Source organism: Kluyvera sp. 1366 (genome assembly GCF_054823405.1).
This window is the reverse complement of record NZ_JBTRDW010000002.1, coordinates 150,494-173,154: the sequence shown is the minus strand read 5'-3', so window position 1 is coordinate 173,154 and position 22,661 is coordinate 150,494. Positions and strand designations below refer to the sequence as shown.

21 protein-coding genes and 1 pseudogene are annotated in these 22,661 nt (G+C 54.3%); 11 read left to right on the top strand and 11 right to left on the bottom strand.

Annotated elements, in window-relative coordinates:
- Positions 1–3: 3 nt before the first annotated feature.
- Genes ACVLVH_RS04330 through ACVLVH_RS04320 form a run of 3 tightly spaced genes read right to left on the bottom strand, consistent with a single transcriptional unit; the run spans position 4 to position 3,540 of the window.
- Positions 4–999 (bottom strand): ABC transporter permease, encoded by a 996-nt coding sequence (locus ACVLVH_RS04330; RefSeq protein WP_192411819.1) that lies wholly within the window; start codon positions 997–999, stop codon positions 4–6.
- Positions 996–2,504 (bottom strand): sugar ABC transporter ATP-binding protein, encoded by a 1,509-nt coding sequence (locus ACVLVH_RS04325; RefSeq protein ID WP_192411820.1) that lies wholly within the window; start codon positions 2,502–2,504, stop codon positions 996–998. The genes ACVLVH_RS04330 and ACVLVH_RS04325 overlap by 4 nt, the downstream gene beginning before the upstream one ends.
- A 10-nt stretch (positions 2,505–2,514) precedes the next feature.
- Complete coding sequence (locus tag ACVLVH_RS04320; RefSeq protein WP_101764375.1) at positions 2,515–3,540, bottom strand: substrate-binding domain-containing protein; 1,026 nt, start codon at positions 3,538–3,540, stop codon at positions 2,515–2,517.
- A gap of 379 nt (positions 3,541–3,919) precedes the next feature.
- On the opposite strand from ACVLVH_RS04320, the gene ACVLVH_RS04315 reads away from it, so the two are divergent.
- The 3 genes from ACVLVH_RS04315 to ACVLVH_RS04305 all read left to right on the top strand — a co-directional run bounded on the left by ACVLVH_RS04315 (position 3,920) and on the right by ACVLVH_RS04305 (position 6,656).
- On the top strand, positions 3,920–4,432 hold the full coding sequence (locus ACVLVH_RS04315) for a P-loop nucleotide/nucleoside kinase family protein (RefSeq protein ID WP_192411821.1): 513 nt from the start codon (positions 3,920–3,922) through the stop codon (positions 4,430–4,432).
- Between the two features lie 178 nt (positions 4,433–4,610).
- Entirely contained in the window at positions 4,611–5,873 is a 1,263-nt protein-coding gene (locus ACVLVH_RS04310) for a DUF1479 domain-containing protein (protein ID WP_192411822.1), read from the top strand.
- 42 nt (positions 5,874–5,915) lie between these two features.
- Positions 5,916–6,656 carry a DeoR/GlpR family DNA-binding transcription regulator gene (locus tag ACVLVH_RS04305; RefSeq protein WP_192411823.1) on the top strand — a complete coding sequence of 247 codons (741 nt, stop codon included), beginning with the start codon at positions 5,916–5,918 and terminating at the stop codon, positions 6,654–6,656.
- 13 nt (positions 6,657–6,669) lie between these two features.
- Here ACVLVH_RS04305 and ACVLVH_RS04300 read toward each other — a convergent pair whose 3' ends face one another.
- From ACVLVH_RS04300 to ACVLVH_RS04275, 6 genes are all read right to left on the bottom strand, one after another.
- On the bottom strand, positions 6,670–7,917 hold the full coding sequence (locus ACVLVH_RS04300; protein ID WP_192411824.1) for a type II toxin-antitoxin system HipA family toxin: 1,248 nt from the start codon (positions 7,915–7,917) through the stop codon (positions 6,670–6,672).
- Complete coding sequence (locus ACVLVH_RS04295) at positions 7,907–8,254, bottom strand: helix-turn-helix domain-containing protein (protein ID WP_110866164.1); 348 nt, start codon at positions 8,252–8,254, stop codon at positions 7,907–7,909. The genes ACVLVH_RS04300 and ACVLVH_RS04295 overlap by 11 nt, the downstream gene beginning before the upstream one ends.
- 165 nt (positions 8,255–8,419) lie before the next feature.
- On the bottom strand, positions 8,420–9,373 hold the full coding sequence (locus tag ACVLVH_RS04290) for a sugar-binding transcriptional regulator (RefSeq protein ID WP_192411825.1): 954 nt from the start codon (positions 9,371–9,373) through the stop codon (positions 8,420–8,422).
- A gap of 148 nt (positions 9,374–9,521) precedes the next feature.
- Complete coding sequence (locus ACVLVH_RS04285) at positions 9,522–10,460, bottom strand: sugar phosphate isomerase/epimerase family protein (protein ID WP_192411826.1); 939 nt, start codon at positions 10,458–10,460, stop codon at positions 9,522–9,524.
- A gap of 10 nt (positions 10,461–10,470) precedes the next feature.
- Entirely contained in the window at positions 10,471–11,997 is a 1,527-nt protein-coding gene (locus ACVLVH_RS04280) for a glycerol-3-phosphate dehydrogenase (protein WP_192411827.1), read from the bottom strand.
- A gap of 10 nt (positions 11,998–12,007) precedes the next feature.
- Positions 12,008–13,555 (bottom strand): FGGY-family carbohydrate kinase, encoded by a 1,548-nt coding sequence (locus tag ACVLVH_RS04275; protein ID WP_312463816.1) that lies wholly within the window; start codon positions 13,553–13,555, stop codon positions 12,008–12,010.
- Between the two features lie 423 nt (positions 13,556–13,978).
- Between ACVLVH_RS04275 and ACVLVH_RS04270 the strand changes: the two genes are divergently transcribed.
- The 8 genes from ACVLVH_RS04270 to ACVLVH_RS04235 all read left to right on the top strand — a co-directional run bounded on the left by ACVLVH_RS04270 (position 13,979) and on the right by ACVLVH_RS04235 (position 21,178).
- On the top strand, positions 13,979–14,632 hold the full coding sequence (locus ACVLVH_RS04270; RefSeq protein WP_312463815.1) for a DUF2291 domain-containing protein: 654 nt from the start codon (positions 13,979–13,981) through the stop codon (positions 14,630–14,632).
- A complete protein-coding gene (locus ACVLVH_RS04265) occupies positions 14,629–16,167 on the top strand; it encodes a sugar ABC transporter ATP-binding protein (RefSeq protein ID WP_312463814.1) in 1,539 nt (512 codons plus the stop codon). The genes ACVLVH_RS04270 and ACVLVH_RS04265 overlap by 4 nt, the downstream gene beginning before the upstream one ends.
- A gap of 22 nt (positions 16,168–16,189) precedes the next feature.
- Positions 16,190–17,245 (top strand): ABC transporter permease, encoded by a 1,056-nt coding sequence (locus ACVLVH_RS04260; protein WP_312463813.1) that lies wholly within the window; start codon positions 16,190–16,192, stop codon positions 17,243–17,245.
- 73 nt (positions 17,246–17,318) lie between these two features.
- Complete coding sequence (locus tag ACVLVH_RS04255) at positions 17,319–18,266, top strand: D-ribose ABC transporter substrate-binding protein (RefSeq protein WP_101764388.1); 948 nt, start codon at positions 17,319–17,321, stop codon at positions 18,264–18,266.
- A 186-nt stretch (positions 18,267–18,452) separates the two neighbouring features.
- Positions 18,453–19,313, top strand: coding sequence for a DeoR/GlpR family DNA-binding transcription regulator (locus ACVLVH_RS04250; protein ID WP_277974873.1), 861 nt, complete (start codon positions 18,453–18,455; stop codon positions 19,311–19,313).
- A 195-nt stretch (positions 19,314–19,508) separates the two neighbouring features.
- Positions 19,509–20,240 carry a YoaK family protein gene (locus ACVLVH_RS04245; RefSeq protein WP_192411833.1) on the top strand — a complete coding sequence of 244 codons (732 nt, stop codon included), beginning with the start codon at positions 19,509–19,511 and terminating at the stop codon, positions 20,238–20,240.
- A 202-nt stretch (positions 20,241–20,442) separates the two neighbouring features.
- The gene (locus ACVLVH_RS04240) at positions 20,443–20,652 is read left to right on the top strand and encodes a YMGG-like glycine zipper-containing protein (protein WP_061718879.1); all 210 of its coding nucleotides are present in this window, start codon (positions 20,443–20,445) and stop codon (positions 20,650–20,652) included.
- Positions 20,653–20,746: 94 nt separating this feature from the next.
- Complete coding sequence (locus ACVLVH_RS04235) at positions 20,747–21,178, top strand: hypothetical protein (protein ID WP_192411834.1); 432 nt, start codon at positions 20,747–20,749, stop codon at positions 21,176–21,178.
- A 118-nt stretch (positions 21,179–21,296) separates the two neighbouring features.
- Here ACVLVH_RS04235 and ACVLVH_RS04230 read toward each other — a convergent pair.
- Both ACVLVH_RS04230 and ACVLVH_RS04225 read right to left on the bottom strand, forming a co-directional pair.
- Positions 21,297–22,053 (bottom strand): annotated as a pseudogene (locus ACVLVH_RS04230) (helix-turn-helix domain-containing protein); the annotation flags it as partial.
- Between the two features lie 248 nt (positions 22,054–22,301).
- Positions 22,302–22,610, bottom strand: coding sequence for a hypothetical protein (locus ACVLVH_RS04225; RefSeq protein ID WP_110866151.1), 309 nt, complete (start codon positions 22,608–22,610; stop codon positions 22,302–22,304).
- Between the last annotated feature and the right edge of the window lie 51 nt (positions 22,611–22,661).

Genomic DNA, 22,661 nt, shown 5'->3' with positions numbered 1-22,661 from the left:
TCCTTATGCAGCACGGTATTTATTCAGTAAGTGATCGATTGAGACGGCGGCCAGTAAAATCAAACCTTTAATCAACTCCTGCCAGTAAACGGAGACGTTGATTAATATTAGCGAGCTGGTGACGATCGACAGCAATGCAACACCAAGCACCGCGCCAAGAATTGAGCCAGTGCCACCTTTCAGACTCGCGCCGCCAATGACCGCCGCTGCAATGACATTCAGTTCCATACCGACACCAAAGGTTGGCGTTGCAGAGCCAAGACGTGCCATATAAATAATGCCGGCGAGTCCTGCCAGCGTAGAGGTCAGTACTGTGACCCACAATTTGATGCGATTAATGTTGATGCCGGAATAGGCGGCGGCACGTTCATTACTGCCGGTGTAGAACACTTTGCGAAATAACGTGGCTTTACGCAGCAAGAAGTCGAACAGTGCGACCAGCACGAAGAACAGCAGGATAACGAACGGAACGCCCCACAGAGCGCCCTGGCCGATAAATTTGAAACTCACGGGCAGGGTAAATAATGATAGCGGCGTTCCCTGAGTGACGATCATACACAGGCCGCGCACGATAACCATCGCCGCCAGCGAAGCGATAAAGTGACTGAGGCCGATTTTTGTTACCGTCAGCCCCATTAAAAAGCCAGTCAGCGCCGCCGCCGCAATGCCGCCTACGCCAGCCAGCCAGGGATCCACGCCGCTAAGAAATAGCTGCCCAGCGACCACCATTGAAAGACAAACCACTGCGCCAACCGAAAGGTCGATACCGCCAACTATTAGCAGAATAGTCATGCCAATCACCACAATGCCTTCAATTGAAAACGACAGTAGCATCGCCTTCATGTTGGCCCAGGTGAGAAAGTAGGGGGAAGTGAAACTCATCACCATGAAGATCAGTGCAATGATCGCAATCAGTCCCACTTCGCGCTGTTTGTGAATGCCGCCAAAAAGAGACCAACGCGATTTTTGCAGTGTAGGCAAGGTGGTATTCATTGTCATACAGCCTCCGCTTCTGGAATGATGCCAGCCGCTAGCCGCATCAGGTTCTCTTCATTCATTGCCTCACCGGTCACTTCTCCGCTCATGCGCCCTTCATGAATCACGATGATGCGATCACACAGGCCAATGAGTTCCGGTAACTCTGATGAAATCACGATTAAACCCACACCGCTGGCCGCCAGTTTGGCGAGGATACTGTAGATCTCAGCCTTGGCGCTGACATCCACGCCACGTGTTGGTTCGTCAAGAAATACAATTTCAGGCTGTACCGATAATACGCGTGCTAGCGCGACTTTCTGCTGATTCCCACCTGATAGCGACGACACCGGATCGCTTAATTTGGCAAGCTTGAGTTTCACTTGCTTTGCCAGCGCCTCTGCCTGCTGACGCTCAAGCTGCGGACTGATCAACAAACGATGATGACTGACTGCGTTGACATCCAGAGCCGAAATGTTCCATTCGATCGGCATCGTTAAAAAAAGTCCGGCATCTTTGCGATCCTCCGACAAATAGACCATGCGCAGCGCAATACTCGCGGCGTAATCCCTCAATGTCACAGCTTTGCTCTTGATACGGATTGCGCCACGTTTGATGGGCAGTAAACCGCAGATACCCTGCGCAATTTCGCTGCGTCCTGCCCCCATCAAACCGCCAATGCCAAGGATTTCGCCGGGACGCAAATCAAAATTGATATCGTGGAAGTGTTTGCCATCGCCAAGCTCACGCACTTCAAGCAATGGTGAAGCGGCGCTAACTGGGCGTTTATCAGGATAGAGTTGCGACAGTTCGCGTCCGACCAAACGTGTAATCACTTCATCGGGCGTCATGTTTTGCAGCGTTGAACTGTGTACCGTAAGGCCATCGCGCAGAATGGTGATGTGCTGGCATAGCGCAAAAATCTCTGCCATGCGATGGCTGATATAGACCACTGAAATACCTTGCGCCTGCAACTGGCGCACAATCGTAAACAGCGTTTGAGCCTCTGGTTCGGTTAGCGCGGCGGTGGGTTCATCCAGAATGAGCAGGCGACAATCCAGCGTCAGCGCTTTGGCGATCTCCACCAGTTGCTGCTGAGAGAGAGAAAGTTCACCCACTTTTTGAGTCACCGCTATCGGCGCGAGTCGATTCATCACCTGCTGCGCTTTATCACGTAGTACTTTATGCGGCATGAGCACGCCGCGCTGGCCAGCGGCATGCGCCATCCAAATGTTTTCATAAATGCTGATATCAGGACAAAGAGCAATTTCCTGATGTACCAGACCAATGCCAAGACTCTGTGCTTCACGTGGTGAGCGAATGGTCACGGCCTTGCCACACAGCAATATCTCGCCACCATCTGGACGCAAAATGCCATCAATAATGTTCATCAACGTTGATTTTCCAGCGCCATTCTCTCCGGCCAGCGCATGAATTTCTCCCGCGCGGAGCGTGAGATCTACCCCCTGTAAAGCCCGTACCGCGCCAAAACTTTTAGTGATGCCACGTAATTCCAATAGTGCTGTCATAATCGTCGCCTTACTCATTGATGCCTTTAGTGCCGCGGCGTTTCAGATAAGCATCCCAGCGGAAATCATCGGCGTTGTCTTTAGTCACCACCGCATAACCGTTATCAAGGATTGGGAAGGCAAAAGGATTGGTCCCGTTGCGTTTGGCATCATTCATCGGATCGATCAGTTCAGGATGAGCAGCAAGAAACAAGGTCATAAAACCCATATAGCCCTGGATGCCCTGATTTGGATTGATTGCGCCAAATACCTGACCGCTTTTAATCATATCCAGCACCTTAGCGTTGACATCCACGGTCATCACTTTCACTTTGCCGCCGTTTTCAGCCACTGCCTGCGCAGCACCAATCGCAGAGCTGGCTTCCGGCATAAAGATGCCTTTCAGATTGGGGTTCGCCTGCAACATTGAGAGTACGGCGTTATAGGCTTTCGAAGGGTCCTGATTCGTCGCAGCGCGTGCGACTAATTTGCTGTCAGGAAAAGCGGTTTTCATCTCATTAATAAACGCAGTGACACGCCTATCGTGATTATCCTGACCGGGGTTTTCCAGCACCGCAAATTCGGCACCTTTACCCATTGCTTTCCCTAGTTCGTCGGCTGCGGCTTTACCCTCACGGAAATTGTCTGAGGTGATATAAGCGACGCGTTTACTGTTAGGCGAATCGGCGGCAAACGTCACCACTGGAATGCCCATTTCAGCAGCACGATTAATGGGCTCAATAAAGGGGTCAGGATTCATCGGATGAAGAAAAATACCGGCGGGTTTTTGTGCCAGGATTTGTTCAAAGCTTGAGAGTTGCTGGTTAACGTCATAAGCGGGTGTGCCACCGTATACGGTCTTACAGCCCAGCTGATGCGCAGCCTGCTTGAACATTTCGTAAACCGGGAACCAATACTCTACGCCTGTCACCATCACGTTCATGTAGTAAGTTTCGCCGGGTTTACAGCGAAATTGAGGCGCATCCGCTGCTTGCGTGATGCTGGTGAAACTGCCCGCCATGAACAAACTGGCGAGTAGAACAGTGATTTTTTTCATGTTTATTCCCCGGAACTGACGCTGAATGTGTATGGCTCAGCCGTGACGACAAAACGCGGAAAAACGAGCCGGGGTTGACCTTGAAAATTATTTCTTATGCATGAAATAATTTTCAAAAGGTATAAAAGCTGGTGGGGAAAAGATCAAACGTTGGTTAATGAATTGTTTCTGACTTGTGAGTGCGTTCACTAATTGCGCAAGGGGCTCTTACCGCTTTACACATTTAGTGACGAAAGCTATTTACGCATCCAGCGCTGCAAACGTGCCAACTGGGACGTTCAGCCAGGAAAGAGGAAACCTGGCCTGCAGTGATAATAAAAATCGCATTCACCGTCAGGCTAATCACGATTGAACATCAATGCAAAATAGGAATTAATTAATGCTCATCACGTTTAGTGGATTACCCGGCACCGGCAAAAGCACCATTGCGCGCTTATTAGCGCAGCAGATCGGCGCGGTGTATTTACGCGTCGATACTATCGAACAGGCGTTGCGATCGGGTGAAGAGAGCGAGAAAGCGATCGGGCCGGAAGGATATTTCGTTATCTACGGATTGGCACGCGACAATTTGCTGCTCGGTTCCACAGTCATTACCGACTCGGTTAACGACCTGCAACTGATCCGCAACGCTTATCGCGATATCGCCTTGTTGAGCGGTGCGCCGCTGCTGGAAGTCGAAGTAATCTGTTCCGATCGTAACAAACATCGCTTTCGCGTCGAAAATCGCGCTTCCGATATTAAAGGTTTGAAGCTGCCGGATTGGCAGGCAGTTGAACAGCGCGAATATCAAGCCTGGGAGCGCGATCATGTGCAGCTTGATAGCGCCTTACTCTCGGCGCAGCAGTCCGTGGATGCCATTCTGCAAGCGCTGCATAAAACGTCACAATCCTGATCTTTCAGTGGTGGCGTAAAACGCGCCGCCACTTTCACCTGAAACCCATTCTTCGATCTTAATGTGATCAACCTCCGGATTCGGCGGTCGCATTATTGTTTATTGCTGCGCATTTGTTATGAATGAAGCTTACTTTAGTTTCGAATGAAAAGAACAAGTTAACGAATCGGAGCATGTCATGAATCATACTTTCACTTCATTGCAACAACCTGATGATTTCAAACATAACGTTCGCCTGTTGAAAAGGGTGTTAAGAGAGCAGATCGGCGATGTCGAAGGTCTGTTTGAACAAGTCAGAAGCAAAATCGTCAGCGAAATTGCAGCCGCTCGCGCGGAAGAGGCGCAAAACGGCAGCGCGTGGCCGCAGGTCAGCCAGCAGGATATTGCGGCAGGACGTATCACCGATGAGGTGAAGGATCATATTCGTCGGCGCGGTTGTGTGGTAGTGAAGCAGACATTCCCGCGCGATCAGGCGCTGGCCTGGGATGAATCAATGCTTAAGTACCTCGATGACAACGATTTCGACAGCGTCTACCAAGGGCCGGGCGATAACTTCTTCGGCAATCTTGATGCGTCACGTCCGGAAATCTATCCGATTTACTGGAGCGATGCGCAGATGTCAGCGCGTCAAAGCGAGGCAATGGCCCAGACGCAATCCTTCCTCAATCGCTTGTGGACGTTTGAGTCGCGCGGCACACGCTGGTTTGAACCTGACGTTAGCATCATTTATCCCGATCGTATTCGTCGTCGCTTGCCAGGCACCACCTCCAAAGGTCTTGGCGCGCACACCGATTCAGGCGCATTGGAGCGTTGGTTACTTCCAGCATATCAGCAGGTGTTCAGCAAAATTTTCACCAACCAGTTTGATCAATACGATCCCTGGGATGCGGCGCATCGCACTGAAGTGAATGAGTATCAATCGGGGACTACCACCAAGTGCTCGGTATTCCGTACCTTCCAGGGCTGGACCGCGCTGTCGGATATGCAGATTGGTCAGGGCTTGCTGCATGTGGTGCCGGTGCCGGAAGCGATGGCCTATTTGTTGCTGCGTCCGTTGTTGAAAGATGTACCGGAAGATGAGCTTTGCGGCGTTGCGCCGGGCAAAGTGCTGCCGGTTTCAGCGCAGTGGCATCCGGAATTGATTGAGGGCTTGTGTTCGATTCCCGCGCTGCAGGCTGGCGATTCGGTTTGGTGGCACTGCGATGTGATCCACTCGGTCGCGCCGGTAGAGGATCAGCAAGGCTGGGGCAATGTGATGTACATTCCCGCCGCACCGCTGTGTGAGAAAAATGCCGCATACGCGACAAAAGTGGCGCAGGCGCTGGCCAGCGGTGCGTCGCCTGGCGATTTCCCGCAGGAGGATTATGAAACGCAGTGGCGCGATCGCTTCACCCTCGACGCGCTGAATGCCAATGGTCGCCGCAGTCTGGGATTGGGCTAAATTTCTGGTAAGCTTGACAAAAATTTCACAGCAGCGGGTGTTATGAACGCACGTCATCAGCAGATTATCCAATTGGTCAGCGAGCGCGGCAGCGTCAGCGTAAATGAGCTGGCGCACACCACCGGCGTCTCAGAAGTGACGGTGCGTCAGGATCTCAATCTTCTGGAGAAAGGCGGCTTTCTGCGCCGCGTGCACGGTTCCGCCGTGGCGCCAGAAAGTGATGATGTTGGCGCGCGTATGCAAACCCGCTTCGCGGTGAAAAAGCGTCTGGCCGAGTACGCGGCGTCGCTGGTGAACAGCGGTGAAACGGTGTTTATCGAAGGCGGCAGTACTAACGCCTTGCTGGCGCGTGAACTGAGTGAACGCAACGATATCACCATCATTACCGTGAGCCATTACATCGCCGGATTGCTGCGCGAAAAGGGCGGCGATGTGATCATCCTTGGCGGCCTGTTCCAGAAAAGCAGTGAATCGGTGGTGGGGCCGCTGACGCGTCTGTGTATTCAGCACCTCAATTTCCACAAGGCGTTTATTGGGATTGATGGCTGGGATGCAGTCACCGGCTTTACCGGCCGCGATATGCTGCGCTGTGACGTGGTCAACGCCATCATGGAAAAGCCTACACACACCATCGCGCTGACGGATTCCTCAAAGTTTGGCCAGATTCATCCGTTTGCGCTGGCACCGCTTCAGCCGTTTAACCAACTGATCACCGATGCCGAACTGGAGGCGAGCTATCAAAAAGCGCTGCGTGAGAAGGGCGTGGAAGTGAGTTTGGTCTAGCTCACGCAATCAGCTATTCAAGTGAAAAAGGATTGATGAACTGCCTGTGCCACAAGCTTTCCCGATCCACCTTGCTCAAATCGGCTTCATCACAAACATGATGCCAATAGGTTTCAATCGACGTTTTTATCAGCATGAAATGCGCATGCGCGTCAGCGCGACTCAAAGCAAAGTGATGAGCGGCATCCAGGCAGCTGCTCATACGACTCAGATTATTGTTGCCACTAATCAACATCGCCTGCGAGGCTTCGTTGCCAGCACGACCTTGCGGGCAAATGTCATAAGCAGGCGTGAGACTGAAGCTGTTACCATCCCAAAAGGCGGCATGATTGCGGGCATGGTCATCGGTGTTGCCGCTGAGAATATTGAAGCAAAGCCGTTTATACAGCTCTAGCAAAGTCTCTTTGGGCGCGGCAAAACGTTGACGAATAATTTCAGCGAGTGTTTCGTAGCTGGCATAGCGCGCCAGCATATCGTCGAGTTCAAATAGGGTCAGCGCCGAAAGCATCACTTTTCGCGTCCATCCATCGGCTTTATGTTCGCGGTCAAAGCGCTCAATCATGATCACATCGCGTCCTGCTGCTTTGACTAACGTCACCGGAGCGACATGCAATCCTGCCAACTGCGCCAACCGCATCGCCAGGAATTCGCCTTTCACCACGTTCCAGATATCCGCACTGGCAGAAAATTTCGCGATGTATTTTTTTCCCTCGGCCTCGATCAGCGCTTTTGGCCGCGCGCCACCGATCGACGTCCCATGGAAAAGCGCCTGATCCAGTTCGGGTGTTAGCGGCACGCCTTTTTCAACCCGATCAGCCGACTCCAGTAATTCAGGAAGGGTGACATTTGCAGTTGAGCGCGGAATGTATTCCGTTGCTGAGTGCTGGAAATCCAGGGCACCAATGCGATCTGAACCGGACTCAATGAGATACGTCAGCTCATCGAGTATTCCGGTATCGACGTTCGCGCCTTTCCGTCCCATTCGACGGTTGATAATGACACGGCGTCCCCAGGCATCAGGTGCGCTGTCACGGATACATCCCGCAATGTTTAACCCATTCAGCGGCGGAATAACGCCAGTCCGCAGAGGAAGTTCATTGGGATTGAGCGGAATGCGGTTTTCTCGCTGCAGATAACTACGACCATAGTTAAAAAGCAGCGTATCGCCTTCAGCCTCAAGCCTGCCCGCCACCACTGGTGATGTTTCACCAGGCAGCCATATCCATACGTAAGCGTCTCTAAAACGCGCTTCAGAAGTCATCCTTCACCTTCCTGCTACTCTTTTTTTTACTGGTGTGTTTGGGTAACAGCTTGAGCTTTTCTTCAACACGATTTCGATGACTGACCAATGATGGCAAACTCACCTCTGCATCAAACAGGGGAATGCCCAATATGGCCGCAATCTCGAAATAACTGCCAATCTGACATTTCACGTCGCCTTGCTCAATGCGATGTAAAGTCCCACGCGAAATACCGGCTCTTTCTGCTAACTCAGATACTGGAATTTGCTTCTCGATACGTTCAGCACGAATCAAGGAAGCTAATAGTGCAATCGCTTCCTGAGCATAGCGTGAGGTGGGTGAAGTGATAGAAGCCATGACTTGTTCCATACAGGGTACCAATAAACGTAATTTGTACTATATATGGAACATCTTAGCCTGATGTGAAGGATTTTTTCAACGGCGCATAATGTCAGAGATGTTCACTGTGTAGTACCAATTACGCTTATTGGTACTACACAGTGAACATTTCATCATTGCAATTCAGCCCACCAATGCCTGCGCGGTGACCTCATCCGTGATCAAACCGGTCACCAGACCGCTGGCCAGCACTGCGCGAATCGCGGCGACCTTACTGGCGCCGCCCGCCAGGGCGACAATCTCTGCGCGATGCGAGAGATCGAGATCCACCGACAACGTGCGGGCCGTTAAGTTGGTGTGAATCATCTGTCCGTTGGCATCGAAGAAGTGGCCCAGCAGCTCGCCGACCGCGCCGGATGAGGAGATATCATTGATCTCCGCTTCATCAATCATGCCGGCTTCAACCAGCTGAGCCGCGGGTTCCACGGTGCCAATTCCCACCAGTTTGACTTCACTCTGCGCCGCCATGGCAAACACCTCGCTCACGCCGCGCTGCGCCAGTAACACTTCGCGATCTTCCTGGGTATTGGCAAAGAAAGGCACGGGCATCATGTAGGCCTGCGCACCGGTTTTCTCGGCGATGCGGTGCATAACGTCGTGAGGATTGAGCGCGTAGTTGCGGGTTAAACAGCCGAGCAGCGAGACAAAGCGCATATGCGGCGCATCAATACGTGGCAATTGATGGATGGCGGCGGAAAGGGTGCGACCATGCCCCAGACCTAAGGTGGTAGAAGGCGACGCGGTGATCAGGTTACGCAGGTAATCCGCGCCCGCCATGCCCAGCGCGCGCACCGGCAAGCCTTCTTCGCCAAGATCGGGGGCGACATGACAGAAGTTAAGCGCGAATTTCGCGCGCAGACGATCTTCTAGTGCGACGCAGGCGACGATATCACCATCAATCGACACCTTCACCGCGCCTTCCGCCACCATGCGCGCAATCATGCGGTGCGTTTTCACCGACGGCAGCCCGAGTCGTTTCGCCACTTCCGCCTGCGTTAAACCGCCGACGTAGTGCAGCCAGGCGGCGCGCAGCGCCAGAGATTCGTCGCGTTCAGTCGAGGTTGGTGCCGGTTTCATGGGTTGTCCTTTGGTTTATATGGTGCGCTTAAGCCCTCATCCCAACCGTCTCCCACAAGTGGGAGAAGGGGCCGATCGAGCAGCGTGCGCGGACAGTTCCCTCGCCCGCTTGCGGGAGAGAGTTAGGGTGAGGGTGAAACCGCGCACCTCACTCCGCCAAATGCAGATCCTGCACGCCGGTATCAATATGCCCGGCCCAGAAGGCGACGCTTTCGGCGATCTCCGCCACCACGTTGCTATCGGTTGGCTCGCGCTCTTTAAAGCTCAGCTCAAGGCAGATCTCATTATCCTGCGCTCCGCCGCGCGCCAGCGCGTCCAGCAGCGGCTGCGGCTGAATGCGGCCGCCGGCATTGTACTGCAATGTAAAAGGTCTGTGTCCGCCTTTATCCAGCATGCTCTGTTTAATATGGATAATCGGCGAGTAGCGCGGCACCGCTTCGGCCCACGCATAAGGATCGTAATCGCGCGGATCGGCGGAAGTGACATCGCCGTGATCGATATCCGCCATCATCCACATCGGCAGCGCCATTGAGGCAGCACTCAAACGCTGCTGTAGCGCCAGACAGGCCGGAATGGTTTCGCCAAACTCGCGGCCCACGCTCATGGGTTCCCAAAACAGGTATTTCAATCCGGCGGCTTTGGCGTGTTCGGCAACATCGGCCCAGCAATCAATGGCGATGTCGATCAGTGCGTCGCGGCGCGCAACATCGTTGAAATCCTGCTGGGTAAAGATGGCGAACTGCGAACCCACCGCGTCGCCGCCCAGCTCGGCGGTGATATCAGCGAAGGTTTTAAACCAGCCAACATAATAGCGGCGTACTTCGACATCAGGATGACCAAAATGGTTGAGGCGACCATAGGGTCCGGTCATGCCGGAGGTCACGCGCACGCCGGTGGCGCGTAGCGCCTGCTGCATCTTGCGCGTCATGCGCATGATGGTCGCAGCAGGCCAGCCGGGATTGATAAATTCATGGGTGAGCTGCACATCACGGATGCGGATCTGCTGCGCCACGGTGGTAATCAAATCCTGCGGGTCGGCAAAGCGGTTCACCAACGGATTAGTATTCAGTGACAGCGTTAACGGCATGATTCACCTCTTATCCGGCATGCGCACGCAGCGGCGCGGGAGCAGCAAAGGTGGCGTTGAACCACAGGGTGAAAGCCTGTTGCTGCGCGTCATCGAGGTGCAACTTATGCTTGGTGCGGCGCCACAACACATCCTCGGCCTGCTGCGCCCACTCGTTTTCCACCAGATAACGCACCTCGGCTTCGTACAGCTGCCCACCAAAATGGCGGCCAAGATCGCCCAGCGCATTGGCATGACCGATCAGCTTATCGATACGCGTGCCATACAGCCGCGCATAGTGTTTACGCAGCGCCTGCGGTAGCCACGGCCAGCGCGCTTTGACCTGCTCTAAGAAACTGTCGAAATCGGCGTGTGGCATATCGCCGCCCGGTAAGGTGGCGCCCCGCGTCCAGTCCGCGCCCATGTTGGGGAAGAACGGTGCCAGTTTCTGTATCGCGTGTTCAGCCAGCTTGCGGAAAGTGGTGATCTTGCCGCCAAACACATGCAGCAGCGGGGCGTTTTGTTGATCGTCGAGGTCAAACACGTAATCACGCGTCACCGCCGACGGATTGCCTTTGCCGTCATCAAACAGCGGACGCACGCCGGAGAAGCGCGTGATCACATCACTGGCGCGCAGTTTCACCTTGAAGTAGCGATTCACCACGTCGATCAGGTATTGCTGCTCGCTGTCGTCAGCGGTGACCGCTTCCGCTTTGCCTTGCCACGGAATATCGGTGGTGCCGATCAGCGCTTTATCGCCTTCATACGGGTTGATAAAGATCACCCGCTTGTCGGTGTTCTGCACCAGATACGCCTGCTGACCTTCCCAGAACTTCGGCACAATGATGTGCGAGCCTTTAACCAGCCGCACGTTGCGACTGCTTGTGGTGTGCGTGACCTGATTAACGATATCCAGCACCCACGGTCCGGCGGCGTTGACCAGCACTTTGGCAAACACGGTGCGTGAGGTACCGCTGGCATCCTGCAGGGTGATTTCCCACTTGCCGTTATGACGTGTCGCCGCTACGCAGCGGGTACGCGGCAGAATGGTGGCGCCGCGCTCGGCGGCATCCAGCGCATTCAGCGTCACCAGCCGCGCATCATCCACCCAGCAATCGGAGTACTCGAATCCTTTACTGTAACTGTCCAGCAGCGGCGCACCTTCAGGATCGCGGCGTAAATCCAGCGAACGCGTGCCCGGCAGTTTCTGACGGCCGCCAAGGTGGTCATAAAGAAACAGGCCAAGGCGTACCAGCCACGCCGGGCGATCGGTTGGGCTATGCGGCAAGACAAATCGCATCGGCCAGATGATATGCGGTGCGGCGTTGAGCAGCACTTCGCGCTCGATCAGCGCCTCACGCACCAGTCGAAACTCGTAATACTCCAGATAACGCAGCCCGCCGTGCACCAGCTTGCCGGAGCGCGATGAGGTGCCCTGCGCGAGGTCATCTTTCTCACACATCATTACCGACAATCCGCGACCGGCAGCGTCACGCGCGATACCGGCACCGTTGATACCGCCGCCAATCACAAACAGATCCAGCATGTGTTCACTCATGATTTACTCCTTAAAACTGTTTTAGCGCGTGCCAGGCGGCAGGAAGATCGTTACGCAGCTGCTGATAGGTGGGGAACAGCTGGTTGTAGCGCTGCATCAGTTCGCTCGCTGGCGCTTCGGGCGCATCCAGCAGCGGCATTACCCAGGTTTTGACGCAGCTCTCCATCGACGGATACGCGCCAATCGCCACCGCCGCCATCATCGCGGCACCGGCCGCTCCGGCTTCGTCGCGCTGGCTGATGCGCACCGGCGCACCAATGCAGGCAGATAAAATCTGGCGTAACGGCTGCGAACGCACCGCGCCGCCGGTTAAACGGATTTCTCCCGGCAAACTGCCCATCGCCTGATAGCAATCGCGCGCTGCAAAACCGATGCCTTCAATGACCGCCCGCACCAGATCGCCAAAATTGTGGGTGTAACTCAGGCCGGTAAAGCTGGCGCGCGCCTCGGCATTAACAAACGGTCCGCGCTCACCGGCAATCGAGATATACGGGTGATAGAGCAGGCTGCCGGGCTTCGCCGCGTTGAGCCAGCGATCGATATGTCCCACCAAACGGGCATGATCGATTTCACAGCCAAAGCTGTTAAGCAGATCGCTGGCGAGATTCAGCAACCAGTCGAGATTGAGCGTCGAGGCCATATTGGTTTGCACCTGCGTGACATAGCCCGGCCACGGCAGCGGGATCACGTAGCCGGTTTGTGCCGGATTCAGCCACACCTCATCAATGGTGACGCTGCGCAGATGTACGCCGGTCGAGCCAACAATCGAGCAGGCCGTATTGGCTTCGCCGGTGTGCACGCCTGCGCCAAGCGCGGTCATCGCCATATCGACATAACCGAGGCAGATTGGCGTGCCAGCCCGTAAACCGGTGGCCTGCGCGGCTTCCGCGGTTAACGGATGCGTGGTGTCTGTGCCTTCAATGATCTCCGGCAGCAGATGACGATGCTGTTCCAGCCCCAGCGCGGCAATCACCTGATCGTCATAGCGCTGGTGGCGGAAGTTGCCAAAGGTAAAGCTGGCCTCAGAGGGGTCGGTGGCGCGGATGCCGGTGAGATTGAGGTAGAGCCAATCTTTGCAGTGCAGCGCCACTTCGCTGTTAGCTAACAGCTCGGGATAGAAGTGATCCATGTGCGCCAACTGCGATCCCTGCTGACAGGTGTTGAGTCCGGTGCCGGTGGCGCGAAAGCGGGCGGCGGCTAACGGGTGCTGATTGAGTTTTTCAACCGTTGGTGCCGCGCGCGCATCCAGCCAGATCCAGGCATCGCCGACCGGCTGATTGTTGGCACCCACCAGCCAGCTGCCGTCGCCTTGCGCGGTGACGGCCATCGCAACCACCCGCGCGGCCAGGTTGTCGACACGCTCGCCCAGTTTGCGTATCGCCGTGACTGCATCCTGCCAGGTTTGGCTCATTGACTGCTGCGCTGCGCCGCCTTCGCTGCGGTAATAACGGTTACGCACCGATGCGCATGCCAGTTGCGTGCCTTCCAGATCAAACGCCACCGCTTTAACCACCGAGGTGCCGGAATCCAGACCCAGAATGATATCGCCACTGTCCACATACACCTCCGAAAGAAGAAGAGTTCAATTCATCGCCGCCAAAACCGAAAGGTGTTAACGGGCTGTGATGAATTTGCTAAATAATGTCTTACACCACTTCTCACTGAGATAACATATCAACTGTATTATTTTTCGATAAAACCAATAAATTTCACATGAAATAGCGATTGCGATCACGAATCAGGCGTCAAAACCTTACAGATTGAAATGAGATAACACGGCGAACAGGCTGATAAGGCGGGGTTTATTGCGCTTTGTGATGGGGCCGACATCAATTAAGCGATCCAGATCGCTCTCCTGAAAAAATTGCGCGTCACCTGTTGACAATTTAGTCACATCAGCACAATTCTCATCACACAAGTTATCACATTTATAACATTATCGGCGCGATTATCGCAGCTGATGTCAGTGAGAGGTCACGTTATGTCCGATGTCTCAATCCAGGCCCAGCAAATTTCCCGCAAGCGCGTCCAGCGTTACGCCACCCTCGGCGTGATGGTGATTGCGCTGATCGCGGCGATGGCGCTCGACACCAAGGTGGTAAAAATTGGCTCCGCCGAAGATGCGCAGGAGCAAGGCTTCTCGCCCGAGAGTTACGGCCAGAAAACCTTCCCGACCATCCAGCAGGATGTGGCATCACGCGCAGTAGACGCCAAAACGTTAGCCGATGCGCTGCAAACTAATCAGCAGGAAGCGGTGCAGAAATATGGCGTTGGCGCACCGCTGCCGGTCTTTGCCGTCAAGTTCTCCGGCGTGGTGCAAGCCGGGCAGATGGGCATCTTCCCGATGAAAATCGATGGATTAGCAGGTGATATGCAGGTGCGGCTGCAAACCGGTCCAGCGATCACTGGTACCGATCTGCGTGACGCTAACGGCAAGATCCAGTTCGGTGATTTCACGAACCAAATCGAATATCAAAATGCCGGCTCCGCCATCAATCGTGCGATGAAAAGCGCGGTGCTTGACAAGCTGGATCGTGATGCGTTGCCGGGAAAAACCGTGCAGGTGGTTGGCGTGTTCCGCTTACTCAACGCGAAAAACTGGATGGTGACGCCGGTCAGCTTGGAGGTGAAATGAAACCGTTCAACCTCAATCCCGCCTTGCTGAAAGGCGAAGTGATCCTGCAAGCGCGCAACGTCAGCAAAGTGTACGGCTCCACGCACGCGCTGAAGGGCGTCAATTTCGAAATTCGTCGTGGCGAAGTGACCACGCTGTTTGGTGAAAACGGCGCGGGTAAATCGACGCTGATGAAAATTTTGTCTGGTGTGATTACGCCAACAACCGGGGAAATCTTGCTACACGGCGAGGAGAAGACCTTTCGAGCCGCCACCGAAGCGCGTGACTGTGGCATCTCGATTATCCATCAGGAGCTGAATCTCGCGCCGAATATGAACGTGCGCGACAACATCTTTATGGGCCGCGAAATCATGAAGCCGGGCGGCGTCGATTATGCCGAAGAGGCGCGCGTGACGGCGCACCTGATGGCGGCGCTGGAGGAGGAGATCGATCCGCTGACGCCGGTGGAAAACCTGCGTCTGGGACAGCAGCAGATTGTGGAGATTGCCCGCGCGCTGTCGGTGAATTCGCAGATTCTGATCATGGATGAACCGACCTCGGCTCTGAGCGCGGCAGAAGTGGCGGTGCTATTTCAGGTGATCCGTGATTTAACCAGCCAAGGCGTCGCGATTGTCTATATCTCGCATCACCTGGAAGAGGCGCTGGAGATTACCGATCGGGCGGTGGTGCTGCGCGATGGCGTGATGACCGCCTATGCCAAACGCGATGAGATCGATCTCGAATGGATCGTGCGCAACATGGTGGGCGATCACTTTGATCTGGGATCGCCGCCGCAGGGCTACGACTTCGGGCTGCCGGCGCTAACGGTAAAAGATCTGACGCTGAAAAGTAAAACCGGCATTCGGCTGGTGGACAACTTATCGCTGGCGGTGCAAGCCGGGGAGATTGTCTGCATTTACGGGCTGATGGGCGCGGGGCGCACCGAGCTGCTGGAGTGCATCGCCGGACGTCTGCAGCAAAGCAGCGGTCACATTCTATTGCAGGACACCGATATCTCCGCGCTAACCATCTCACAACGCATTCAAATTGGGCTGGCGCTGGTGCCGGAAGATCGGCAGCGCGATGGCCTGGTACAAACCATGTCGGTGGGTGAAAACCTGTCGCTGGCCAGCATCGGCGACTTTGTACGCGGACTGGTGCTCTCCAGAAGCCGGGAAAAACAGCTGGTCAACGACAGCATTCGTAACGTGACGGTGAAAACCTCTGGCGGCGATGCGGCGATTGGATCGCTCTCCGGCGGCAATCAACAAAAAGTGGTGATCGGCAAAATGCTCGCCACCCGTCCCAAAGTGATACTGCTGGATGAGCCGAGCCGCGGCATCGACATCGGCGCTAAAGCGGAAGTGTTTCGCCTGCTGGCGGAGAACGCCAAAAAGGGGCTGGCGGTGGTGTATACCACTTCGGAAGTGGGCGAATGCCTGAGTATTGCCCATCGCATTGTGGTGATGAGCAAAGGGCGCATCTCCGCCATCTTCGACGCAAGCGTCAGTAAAGAACGCATTATGGCCGCTTCAGGCGAGTCTCTGGTGGCATGACATGAAAAGTGGAGCAAAAGGTATGACTGACAGAACCCAAACGCTGGACACGCCGCCGGTGGTCAACAAGAATAAAAGCGACAAGCAGCTGAATGTGGCGCGTCTGCTGCTGGAAGGGCGCGCGTTTATCGCGCTGCTGGTGATTATTGCTACCTTCTCCATGTTGTCGCCCAACTACTTTACCGGCGCTAACTTTCTCACCATGGCGTCGCACGTGGCGATCTTCGGTTTGCCAGCGATCGGCATGCTGCTGGTGATCCTCAACGGTGGCATTGATTTATCGGTGGGCTCCACGCTGGGTCTCGCTGGAGTGATGGCCGGATTTATGATGCAGGGCATCAACCTCGAAGCGCTCGGCGTGGTGCTCTATCTGCCGGTGTGGGCGGTGGCGATTTTGACGCTGGTGGTGGGCGCGCTGGTGGGATTAGTCAACGGCGTGCTGATCGCTTGGTTCCGCGTTCCGGCCTTCGTCGCCACGCTCGGCACCATGTATGTGGCGCGCGGCATTGCGCTGCTGATCACTAATGGTCTGACCTACAACAAACTCTCCGGCAGCGAAGCGCTGGGGAATACCGGCTTCGACTGGCTCGGTTTTAATCGCCTCTTCAATATCCCGGTTGGCGTGCTGGTGCTGGGCGTGGTGGCGCTGGCGTGTGGTTTCCTGCTTAGCCGCTCAGCGTTTGGTCGCTGGCTGTACGCGTCGGGTGGTAACGAACGTGCGGCCGATCTGTCAGGTGTGCCGGTGAAGCGCATCAAAATCAGCGTCTATGTGTTGTCTGGCGTCTGCGCGGCACTCGCCGGGCTGGTGCTCTCCTCACAGCTCACCTCGGCCGGCCCAACTGCTGGTACCACTTATGAACTGACTGCGATTGCGGCAGTGGTGATTGGTGGTGCGGCCCTGACCGGTGGACGCGGCAACGTGCGCGGCACGCTGCTTGGCGCGTTCGTGATTGGTTTTCTCTCTGATGGCCTGGTGATTATCGGCGTCTCTGCTTACTGGCAGACGGTGTTCACTGGTGCCGTGATCGTGCTGGCGGTATTGCTCAACACCTTGCAATACGGACGACGCGCTCGCTAACTCACGCGCGCTGTTTCAGCAGCGCGCGGATATCCGTAAAACCTGTACCCCAAATAATAACGGAGCACCAACTATGTTCACTAAACGTCTCTTCATCGCGGCTGCGGCTATGGCTATCACCACTTTTGCTGCACCCACCTGGGCAGATAACGGGTTAATGACCATCATCGTTAACGATCCTTCCAACCCTTACTGGCTAACGGAAGGCCAGGTAGCGCAGAAAGCGGCGGAAAAGCTGGGCTACAGCGCCAAAGTCAGTGCGCACAAAGGCGATACCAATACCGAAAGTCAACTGATTGATACGGCGATCACCAATAAATCGAAGGCGATTATTCTCGATCCGGCGAACGCCGATGGTTCGGTCGGCTCGGTGAAAAAGGCCATCGCCGCCAATATTCCGGTATTTATCATCAATGCCGAACTGAACCAGAGCGGGCTCGCCAAAGCGCAGTTGGTTTCTAACAACGCGCAGGGAGCGGCGGTTGGCGCAATGGAGTGGGTGAAGCAGGTGGGCGATAGTGCGAACTATGTCGAGCTGGTCGGCCCGCCGTCAGATAATAACGCCGCTACCCGCGCCAACGGTTTTGATACGGTGCTGTCGCAATATCCCACGCTGAAGAAAGTCGGTCAGGAAGTGGCTAACTGGGATCGCACACAAGGCTTCAACAAAATGCAGTCACTGCTGCAAGCCAATCCCAACATCAAAGGCGTGATCAGCGGCAACGACGAAATGGCGCTGGGCGCGATCGCTGCGTTGAAAGAAGCTGGCAAGCTGAATCAGATCAAAGTCGGCGGTTTTGACGGTTCACCGGATGCGGTTGACGCTGTGAAAGCCGGTACGCTGGCCTACACTGTGATGCAGCCGGTGGCGCAGTTCGCGCAGAAAGCGGTAGAGCAGGCGGATAGCTTCCTGAAAACCGGTAAGACCGGTGCGGCCTCCGAGAAGCAGCTGTTTGACTGCATCCTGATCACTAAAGAGAACGCCGGTAACTTTGCTTCACCGTTTGTTCTGAAGCAGTAAAAGTTGCGCAATAAATTGCGCCACTACGCTATGTGCGTTTTTTATAACAACCACCTTTGAAACGCACGTATTCGTAGCGGCGCGATTTATCACGCAGTGTAACGTTAGTCGCAATTTGCCAAAATCCGTATTAAACGCTGTAATGAGTGCCGAAAACGCTTCTCGCTTCACTTTCCCGGATGAAATATGGCGCATAACCCGCAGGACTCTTCACTTGGCGTATTTATGGCCGAAACCTTACCCAGCGATAGCCGCCAGGCGCGTCAACTGGCCCGTCGCCAGTTAATCGCCGAAGCGGTGATGGCAGAAGGGGCGATTCGCATCGAAGACATCACCGATCGCTTCGGCATCAGTTTGATGACCGCCCATCGTGATATCGACGAAATGGTTGAGCGTGGCCTGCTGCATAAATCGCGCGGCGTGGTGTCTGCGACGCCAACCAGCCTGGTTGAATCCAGCGATATCTATCGCGCCACGCGTCAGCTGGAGGAGAAACAGGCGATTGCCGATGTCGCCGCTACCTATCTCGAACCGGGACAGGCGATTTTCCTCGATGATTCCACCACCGTGCTGCAGATGGCGCGGCTGCTCTCGGCGCGCGCGCCGCTAACGGTAATCACCAATTCCCTGACCCTAATGAACGAGCTGCGCAATGGCCGCGATATCACTTTGATGGGCCTCGGCGGACAGTTCTATCACTGGTGCAATGCTTTTATGGGCCGCATGACGCGGGATGAAATTGCCAGCCTGCGCGCCGATGTTTTTTTCGTCAGCATGTCAGCGATTATCGATGATGCAGTGTTCCACCAATCCGCCGAAACGGTGGAGACTAAGCGCGCGATGTTTGATGCCGCGCAGAAGCGCATTCTGATGATGGATAACACCAAGTTTGAACGCCGGGCTTTGCACCGTTTTGCGCATCTGAGTGAATTTGATGTGGTAATTGTTAATCAGGGCACGCCGGTGCCTATTTTGCGACGGATGCAGGATTTAGGCGTAAATGTGGTGGTCGCCCCGGTGAAAATAAATCATTCGGTTAATGTCTGAAAAGGCGGGTACCTTAAATGGCGACCTTTATATGGCATGCCAATCTTTACATTAATTTAAATATATCCCGCCTCGTTGATTTTTTTTACTTTCTTTAATCTGCTCAGCGTCTTATTCGGGGATTTCCTGGTTATGTACGCTGCGTAGTGCTCTATGGTTATTATTCGGCCCTGGTTCAGAATAATGAGGTATCTGATGCTGATTAAACTTAAACGCACACGAACGCATGATGAGGACAGGAATCTGGCAATGTGGCTCGCCACGGCCGCCGGCGTGCTCAATGCAATCGCCTTGGGGGCGTTTGGCTTTTTCCCCTCGCATATGTCAGGTAATACCTCTCAATTATCCAGCGAAGTATCGAACGTTAATTTCCGTGATATCACCTTTTTAGCCACCATCCTGTTTGCCTTTGTTTGTGGTGCGGTCACGGCGAGAATGGTGGTGATCAGCGGATTAGCCAATGGCAATCGCATTATATTCTGCCAAATATTGTGGGTTGAAGGGCTGGCCTTAATAGCGTTATCGCTGTTTGAAATGTTCTTTTATTCGTCGGCCAACAACCGGGAAGTTATTGTCATTCTGGGCTTCCTGATGGGCGTGCATAATTCAACCTCTACGCAGTTATCCAATGGTCGCGTGCGCTCCACCCATATTACCGGCACGTTGACCGATGCCGGAATTTCGCTGGCATCGGTATTAGCCGCTCTGTTCCGCCGCGATCCGTCGAAACAACTCTCGGGCCAGAAACGTCAGCTGTGGACGCATCTGACCACGATATTTTCCTTCCTGATCGGCGGGATTGTCGGCCTGATGATGTTTAAACATCTAGGTTTCAAAGCCATGTCGATGGTCGGCGGCATACTGCTGATTGTTGCCACATTGGCGATGGTGAGAACGGTGGCACGGGTAAAGCGGGCGGCTTCCTGACATGATGGAGCGTGTGCAAGGCGGCGACTTTTTCGCCGCCTCGCTAGTGCCAGCCGCAAATAAGAATTTTTACCTTCCGTCTCATCATAAAACACCTTAAATTCACGCCGACGAGCAGTACCAGTCACAACAGATTGGGTATTTTAACAACAATCAAATAAACACTTTTGCATGCCATCTATTCATGGCAGTGAGGCTTTGTATGCTTTTAAAACGCAGCTGTAATATTGCTATTGTCGTACTGGTCATGTTTTCTGTTACCGCTTGTGGCATGTCGCATCGTGGCAGAAATACCGCGATTGGTGCCGGTGTTGGTGCGGTAGGCGGTGCGGTACTTACCGGTGGTAGCACCTTCGGTACATTGGGTGGCGCGGCGATCGGTGGTTTAATCGGACACGAAGTTAGCAGGTAAGGAAATATTCTCGCGTAACTATGAACTTTATTTCACTCTCATTTATGCTGCATAGGATATCAATACTGTTCCTATCGCAAAATGAGGTGATGACATGGAGTTCCACCGTAAAAACTGGCATGAGAAAGCCTTCGATTTAGCGAATCGAGGTATTTCACTTGATTCGCTGGGTGAGCATCAGGCTGCAGCCTGTTCATGGGGTGCAGCCGCTGAATTAGCCAAAGCGCATCTGCGAGATGACGATATCTATTTCTGGATTATGAGCGGCTATGGCGCAATATTAATCCAGTGTCAGCGCTATCAAGAAGCAATTGAAGCGGCGAAAGAAGCCCTCGACAGGGAAGCGCAACTCAACCAAATACTTTCCCGAATGACGCTTGCGCGTGCGCTCTATGCTCTGGGTGCAATTGATGGCGCAAAATTTTATTTTCAGCAAATTTATGATATGAAAGGTGATGGCATTTTTGCTGCTTTACCCGAATTCGAACACGCCACCCTGAAGGATTTAGTCCGTTTCAGGAAATAACCGGAGAGGCTTTCTCTCCGGTTATCCTTCAAAAAACCAGCTGGACTTTAGCCGCACGCTCTTTATCCGCCGCCAGCTCCAGTGCGGCATTACCGGCAGTCTTTGCGCTCCTGCGTTAAGGACCATCACCGGCAGGCACGGACCGGGAGTGGGTATCATCCCGTTTTCCTGTACCAGTTGGGTAAATTCAAGCGCTCTGCTAAGCCGCTTATTGTCGACGACCGCGCCCTGATCAATCTCTGAAAGCCGATCGTAAGTGGAGCAGGGAAGAGCAATGCCGTTTAGACGGGGTTCTTTTTTCCCGTCAGGGTAATGGTAGGCGTCTTGACGAGCAGAAGCTCCATGATTTGGCTGGTTGCATCATCACTATAGACCAGCAGCATGCAGGCAGGACCGCGTTCCTCAAACCAGCGGTGATCGCAGCCGTCGATCTGTATCAGCTCGCCAACGCAGGCGCGACGATAGCGCGGCTGCTGGATCCTCGGCGCACGCATTTTCCGGGGGATCCAGAGTCCGGCGCGAACCATCAGCTGACGCACGGTCTCTTTAGCCAGCACAACGTCATGGAGTTCGGCCAGCTTCTCGCAGGCGAGCGTCGGAACAAAGTCGGCGTAATTATCTCGAATGACGCCCAGAGCAAGTTCAGCAAGGCCAGGAACAAGCTGCCGATTACCGCGCAATCCACGGCGGCGGTTCGCCAGTGCCAGCGGCCCGGACTCGCGGTAACGCGCAAGCAGACGCCGGCAGTGGAGATCCGTAAGGCCAAGTCGTTGTGATGCAAGCGAAGTGGTGAGCCTGCCATCAATGACGTCCTGCAGGATCTTGAGGCGGTTAACTTCATTCATCGTAAAGCACTCCGAACCGTAAGCCGTCATCAGTTGCGTCCTCAGCCGGGAAACCCTGGAAAGAGGACGATAAAGCGGACATCTCAATATAGCCAGAGGCGGACATCCGAATTTAGCCGCTACAACCAAAGGGCGCATAATGTATATTATGTTAAATGAAGTATCTCATTGCGCACTTCAACCATTATCCGCTCATCACCTGCCTTCTTTCACCTCCGTCACCAACAATCCGTAACCCGCGATCATCCCGGCGACGGATTGTTGAACGCACGTTGCCGTTATCTGCGCCCTTTAATCACTGACGCCTTCCAGTTGAAATCACTGACTTCGCTCTCTTTCAACGATTCAGGTTTCTTCCTACGCGTTGGCGTTTTCTTTGCCTTTTCAGCCAGCGCTTTCTCTTTGGCCAGTTTCGTCGTCATAATCTGCTGCCGGGCTTCCGCCGTGAACTCTTTCTCTTTCTTTGCATCCGGCTCTTTGCCAGTGCGCTGGCGATACTTCTCCATCAATCCCTTAAACGCTTCTTCTACTGCAACGCGTTCACTGAGATTGAATTGATCGATGGAAATCATTTTCTTGTCGTTCATAGCGTACCGTCCAATAGTGATTTTCTGGCAACAAGTGTACAGCATTTACCG